Origin of the sequence: Floridaenema aerugineum BLCC-F46 (genome assembly GCF_041929345.1) — a bacterium.
GTDB lineage: Bacteria > Cyanobacteriota > Cyanobacteriia > Cyanobacteriales > Aerosakkonemataceae > Floridanema > Floridanema aerugineum.
This window is the reverse complement of record NZ_JBHFNQ010000059.1, coordinates 1-6,218: the sequence shown is the minus strand read 5'-3', so window position 1 is coordinate 6,218 and position 6,218 is coordinate 1. Positions and strand designations below refer to the sequence as shown.

Annotated in this window: 5 protein-coding genes; 2 read left to right on the top strand and 3 right to left on the bottom strand. The window is 40.7% G+C overall.

Features of this window, described 5'->3' with window-relative positions:
- Window positions 1–780: 780 nt before the first annotated feature.
- The 3 genes from ACE1CC_RS07310 to ACE1CC_RS07300 form a co-directional block, all read right to left on the bottom strand.
- Entirely contained in the window at window positions 781–2,424 is a 1,644-nt protein-coding gene (locus ACE1CC_RS07310; protein ID WP_413269810.1) for a CocE/NonD family hydrolase, read from the bottom strand.
- 284 nt (window positions 2,425–2,708) lie between these two features.
- Window positions 2,709–3,161, bottom strand: coding sequence for a cupin domain-containing protein (locus tag ACE1CC_RS07305; protein ID WP_413269809.1), 453 nt, complete (start codon window positions 3,159–3,161; stop codon window positions 2,709–2,711).
- A 146-nt stretch (window positions 3,162–3,307) separates the two neighbouring features.
- Window positions 3,308–4,075 carry a cysteine hydrolase family protein gene (locus ACE1CC_RS07300; protein ID WP_413269808.1) on the bottom strand — a complete coding sequence of 256 codons (768 nt, stop codon included), beginning with the start codon at window positions 4,073–4,075 and terminating at the stop codon, window positions 3,308–3,310.
- 140 nt (window positions 4,076–4,215) lie between these two features.
- Here ACE1CC_RS07300 and ACE1CC_RS07295 point away from each other — a divergent pair, with 140 nt between their 5' ends.
- Both ACE1CC_RS07295 and hpxZ read left to right on the top strand, forming a co-directional pair.
- The gene (locus ACE1CC_RS07295) at window positions 4,216–5,640 is read left to right on the top strand and encodes an amidohydrolase (protein ID WP_413269807.1); all 1,425 of its coding nucleotides are present in this window, start codon (window positions 4,216–4,218) and stop codon (window positions 5,638–5,640) included.
- Window positions 5,641–5,692: 52 nt separating this feature from the next.
- Window positions 5,693–6,076, top strand: a complete 384-nt coding sequence (gene hpxZ, locus ACE1CC_RS07290; protein ID WP_413269806.1) for an oxalurate catabolism protein HpxZ — start codon at window positions 5,693–5,695, stop codon at window positions 6,074–6,076.
- The last annotated feature ends 142 nt before the right edge of the window (window positions 6,077–6,218 follow it).

The window sequence follows — 6,218 nt, the reverse complement described above, 5'->3', positions numbered from 1 at the left end:
GATGTAGGGTGCCAAAAAACTAAGGCGGGGGGTTTGTCCCCACCCCCATAATTTGAGGGTTTTTTTGGGGTGGGGAAACAGGCCCCCCCCAACAAATAAAAAAATTTTTAATATTTTTATTTTAAAAAAAATAATTTTTTTTTATGTTTCAAAAAAAACTACGGGGGTCGGTTCCCCCACCCCAAAGTGTTGGATGTTTTGTGGGGGGGGGGGAATCCCCCCCGCCCCATCCGAATATAACTATTATCACTTTATTTATTTACACCTACTTAATTATTTAAATCGTAGTGCGTTACGGCTGCGCCTAACGCACCATTGTTCAATTTTACGGATAATTTACCCAAAAAATTTGTCCGCGATCGGTTGGTGCGTTACACGGCCTTAACGCACCCTACCAAGCGCGAGCGGAAGGTGCGTTACACTGCCTTAACGCACCCTACGAGGCGCGAGCGGAAGGTGCGTTACACGGCCTTAACGCACCCTACGAGGAGATCGGTTGGTGCGTTACAGGGCGTTAACGCACCCTACGAAGCTACGAAGCGCGAGCGGAAGGTGCGTTACACGGCCTTAACGCACCCTACGAGGAGCGGAAGGTGCGTTACACTGCCTTAACGCACCCTACCAAGCTACGAAGCGCGAGCGGAAGGTGCGTTACACTGCGTTAAGGCACCCTACGAAGCTACGAAGCGCGAGCGGAAGGTGCGTTACACTGCCTTAACGCACCCTACGAGGCGAGCGGAAGGTGCGTTACACTGCGTTAACGCACCCTACGAGGAGTTTTTATACACTAATCTTTGAAGGGAAATTTACTCCACTTTGCACAGAAATGGTAATAATTTCTGCTTCGATTAACTGAGTTTCTTTAGGTAAAGAACTAGTACCAGGATTTACGGGATAAGCGGGGAAGCAAGCGGCACTTAAACTTAATCTTAACCCATTTCCTGCTGCAATTTTTATACAAGTTGGTTGCAATTGAATGGTTAATGGTTGGGTTGATTGATTTGGTTTTACTCGCAGATAACCTTGAGTAAAATTATAAACATTACCATTATTTTTTATTTCTGATAAAACAGCGCATAAATCAAAAGTTGGTTTATCTGCATTGCAATAAATTTCTACAAACACATCTCCAACTATTAATAAATCTTCGGTTAAAGGTGCACTCGTGTAAGTTAAAACATCTGTGCGACAGTCTATTTGCGATCGCTCAAAGGCACCCGCCGGAAATACCGCATGACCACCCAACGCGGGAACAGGTCGCCAAGGGTCGTGAATGAAGGTGTCGGTGACTGGGGATGACAGGCAAGATGCCTGTCCTACAAGATTGGGGATTGGGGATTGGGTTAATTTCCCCCCATCTTCGCGCATACTTGCTAAACCGTTGCTTTGCAAGAAATAGGATGTTTTACTATTATTAGGCCAACTATCAAAACCTTTCCATTGATTACTTCCCATTTCAAATAAAGAGACAGATGGTTCATTAGTTATTCCGTTATCAATGTCTTTGAGAAAGCGCTCGAACCAGCGAATTTGTAACTCATCAATTGGGTTTGATGCCGCTAAACCATAATCTATTGAACCAACTTTTCGCCCCCAAGGAAGATGTGCCCAAGGGCCTATTAATAGATATTGTAAAAAATTGCTGCGAGATGCCATTTCTTTATATAAATTGACAGTACCTCTGAGGAAAGTATCAAACCAACCGCCAACGTGCAACATAGGTAAATCAATAGTTTTTAAATAGGTTTTTGGGGAAAGTTTTTCCCAATATTCATCAGGTTGGTCATGGTCTAACCATTCATGATAAAAAGAGTCAGGGGCATATTTTTTGATTACTTCTGGACAGGCGGGAATTGTGTCAAATAATGGTAAATTACGAGAGGCAGAATAAAGGGCTTGAAATGCTTGTTCATCATTCTTTAATCTGGCAGTTTCTGTGGCAAGTTGAATTGCCCAACCAAGGTTAGCTTGTAAACAAAATGCGCCTCCTTCGTAAGCCCAATCATGATATAAATCATAGCCGATCATGGCTGGACAAATTGCTTTTAAGGCGGGTGGTTTTTCCACAGCAGCATAAAGCTGTGTCATCCCTTGATAGGAAAAGCCATACATTCCCACATTGCCGTTACTTCCAGGTAATTGAGATGCCCAATTAACTGTATCAAAACCATCAGCTATTTCATGGGCAAATAGTTTAAATTCACCTTTGGAAGTACCTCTTCCTCTAACATCTTGAATTACTACAATATAGCCTTGTTGGGCATACCAAGTGGGGTGGGCGTAGACTACGGTGGAGGCGATCGATCTTCCATAAGGTTGCCGCATCAGTAACACTGGAAAACTACCCTCAGCATCAGGGCGATAGACATCTGCATCTAACCGCACCCCGTCTCTAGTAAACATGGAAACTGTTTCTTTCAGCATTGATAAAAATTAGCGCAACATTAATATTATTTTAAATTACATTTATACTATGAATAATTAGTAAAAATAGAATTGGGAACTGGGAAGAAGAGCTAGTTAACGCAAGTTGCTAGTTATTTACATAAAGGTACGTTGTTGGGCTTTAGCCCTCTTATGCCACGTTTCCTGGGAGGGCTAAAGCCCAACAACGTACAAAGAATCAGACTAATCGTATAACTAGCAACTTACGTTAGTTAGTTAAATTATTTTCCCCCATCTCCCATCTCCCTTTTCCCCTGCCCTTTTCAACAAGCAACTAAGGCATCTGAACGACTCAAAACCCTTAAATCTTCCTCATCTAAATCTACAGGAGTACCACTGCGAATTAGTTCCACAAAATTTTCATTAGGAACCATAAAACACAAAGCATACAATCGTTCTGCGCCTGTATTTTCTATCAAATGAATACCAGTTGGGGGAACTAAAATACTGTCTCCGGCACGAATAGAAACAGTTTTACCATCACAGCTTGCCCTCCCTTCTCCCTTAAGTACAAAAAACATTTCCACAGCTAAATTATGCCGATTAGGAGGAGTTTTTCCGCCTATATCAAAAATTTCTACACATAACGTTAAAGAAAAGTTAGCTGTTGTTGGGTCGAATACAATTGCTAAACGATTAGTATCATGGGGACTAATCCGAAAAGCTTGGTAATCTCTGGGAGACTTAACAACAGGAATTACGCAACAGTTGTTCATTTTTCCAAATTCCTTTGTTATAAATTATTGGTCATTGGTCATTGGTCATTGGTTATTGGTTATTGGTTAACTGCGATCGCAAAACCGATTAGCTATATAAATCCTATACAAATGACAAATGTCAAATAACCAATGACCAATGACAGTTAATCGCTAATTGCTTTTAAGATAGCTTGAGAATCGGTGACAAAACCAAAACATTGTTTTACATTGTAAAGAGTAGCTAACCAACAGTACTCAGGCGAAGTAGTAGCGGTGCAATCTTTTACTAAAATGCAATCGTAACCTAAAAAATTAGCGTCTTGTAATGTTGCCATTACACATTGGTCGGCGTTCACTCCGCCAAATAACAAAGTAGTTTTGCCCAGATTGCGTAAAATACTATCTAATGGTGTATCCCAAAAACCGCTCATTCTGCACTTATCTACAGAAATATCTTCGGGTTTTTGTTCTAATTCATCTACTACCGCAGCTGCCCAACTTCCTGCCATTAAAACTTTAGCGCCGTTTTTTGGCAAAGGGTCGCCCAAACCTATTGCATCGCCTGTGGAATTGTAAACGTGGCGCAGTCCGGCGCTAATATTTAATAAGTCGGGACGATTTCCCCAATTCAACCAAATTATCGGCACGTTGACTTTTCTTAATTGTGGTAAAAAGGTTTTTAAAGGGTTAATTGGAGTCCTTGCAGGTGTGACATCTACGCCGATATGCGCTAACCAACCATCTGGATGACAAAAGTCATTTTGCATATCAATTACTAATATGGCGGTTTTTGCTAAGTCGAGGCGTAAAGTTTTGGTTTCTGTCGCTAAAGCGATCGGTTTGGGTTCTAAAGGTGGGCGGGTAATATCGGCAATTTCGGCATTAACTGCCCAAGCATTAGGCGCTACACCCAAGGTACGGAGATTTTTCATAAGCGTTGTTAATTGTTGGTTTTGAGTTATCTTCAGTTTTAGGCAAAATCAAATTACACTGTTATGGTGACTAATACTGTTCACCGTTTTACTGCCAAAACTCATAAAATTTCTAAATTCTTAATCTTAAGGACAAATCTGTGACTTTTACTCTTCAACAAGCTTTAATTCCCGTAGACCAAGGTTACGCAACTGTAGATGTGCAAGTTGTCGGAGATACGATCGCGGCAATTTCTCCAAATTTAGAAGTTGTCGGCACAGTTGTTAATTGTGAAAATAAGTTATTGTTGCCTGGTTTTTTTAATGCCCATACTCACTCTTCAGAAATGTGGCAACGAGGAGTTATTCCCCCTTTACCTTTGGAGTTATGGTTAGCAGAACTTTATGATTTTGCACCATTGGAGTTGTCAAAGGTTTATTTGAGTGCTTTGGGTACGGCAGTAGAAACTTTGTTATCAGGTGGTACTAGTGTTGTCGATCATTTGGTGCTAATTCCGGGGCAAGAATTTGAAACAATTGCTACGGCGGTTAGGGCTTATCAAGAAGTTGGGATTCGGGCTTTTGTTGCGCCTTTAATTTGGGATCAACCTTTAATTTCGGGTATTCCAACTGGGGGAAATCAACCGGAAGATACAACTCAGGGGCGTTCTGCTACAGAAATTCTACAAATGTTGCAGGAGGCGATAAATAAGTTTCATCAACCAGAGGCGGGAGTTTATATTTTAACTGCGCCTACGGGAATGCAATTGTGTTCTGATCAGTTGTTTGCGGGGTGTGTGGAATTGAGCGATCGCTACAATCTTTGTCGTCATTCTCACCTTTTAGAAACCAAAGCGCAACAGTTACTCGCTCAAGAAAAATATGGCTGTAGTGCAGTAGAATATTTAAACAGAATTGGTTATTTAAGTTCTCGCACTTCTTTGGCGCATTGTGTCCATTTGACTGATGATGATATCAAAATTTTAGCTCAAACTCAGTCAACTGTTGTCCATAATCCCCTCAGTAACCTGCGTTTAGGTAGCGGTATTGCGCCAATTTTAAAATATCGTCAAGCAGGAGTTAATGTTACTTTTGGTTGCGATGGTTCTTCCAGTAATGATTCCCAAGATTTACTGGAAGCAATTAAAATAGGTTCGATTCTGCACAATGTCACAGATTTAGATTATCAGCATTGGATTACTCCTCGTCAATCTGTGGAAATGGCAGCTTTGGGAGGTGCTAAAGGTTTCAATTTGGGAGATAAACTTGGTTCTTTGACGGTTGGGAAAAAGGCTGATTTAGTGCTTTATGATTTGGCTAATTTGTCTTTGTTACCTCGGACCGATCCCATTGGTTTATTAATTTTAGGTCGTCCGACTCAAGTAGTTGATAGTGTTTGGGTAGATGGAAAAAGAATTGTGGAAAATGGTGCAGTAACTACAATTAATGTAGAGGATTTGAAACAAGAATTGTTTGCTAAAAGTGAATGGGCGACAAATCGAAAATCAAAGACTGTGACCCAGTTTGAGGCGCATTATCGCAGTGTGATGGGGTTGCCTGAAGCAGAGATTAAGGGTTATTCTTAGAAAGTTATAGAGTGGAAATTTTTCCACTCTTGTTATTTTCTGGGTTGAAACAATGGATATCAATCTTCCTGAAGTGGTAGCTGAAGTTAAGGTGGCATTTGAGCGTTACGAAAAAGCTTTAATTAGTAATGATGTTGCTGTACTCGATGAATTATTTTGGCAAAGTGCCCAAACTATACGCTTTGGGGTAACGGAAAATCTTTATGGTTATGATGAGATTGCTAATTTTCGCACTAACCGTTCTGCTGTTAATTTAGAGCGAGTTTTAATCAATACTATTATTACTACTTACGGATGGGATTTTGCTACAGTAAATACTGAATTTAAACGTCCACCATCATCAGATAAAATTGGCAGGCAAAGTCAAACGTGGATGCGGACAAATGAAGGTTGGCGTGTTGTTTGTGCTCATGTTTCTGTTTTGATGAATAAATAAAAAAAAGTACGTTGTTGGGGGTAAGCGCCCAAAAAAAGGCGGGAAGGCCACAACCGAACAAGGGTGTAGCGGGGTGTAAAATATTATAAAAGACAAAATTTGGATCCAATTTTTGATGAAATTAAATTTGTAGTGTTTGGGT

Coding starts and splice junctions, on each gene's coding strand:
- ACE1CC_RS07310 (WP_413269810.1), bottom strand. CDS start 2,424: ATGCTGAAAGAAACAGTTTCCATGTTTACTAGAGACGGGGTGCGGTTA.
- ACE1CC_RS07300 (WP_413269808.1), bottom strand. CDS start 4,075: ATGAAAAATCTCCGTACCTTGGGTGTAGCGCCTAATGCTTGGGCAGTT.
- ACE1CC_RS07305 (WP_413269809.1), bottom strand. CDS start 3,161: ATGAACAACTGTTGCGTAATTCCTGTTGTTAAGTCTCCCAGAGATTAC.
- hpxZ (WP_413269806.1), top strand. CDS start 5,693: ATGGATATCAATCTTCCTGAAGTGGTAGCTGAAGTTAAGGTGGCATTT.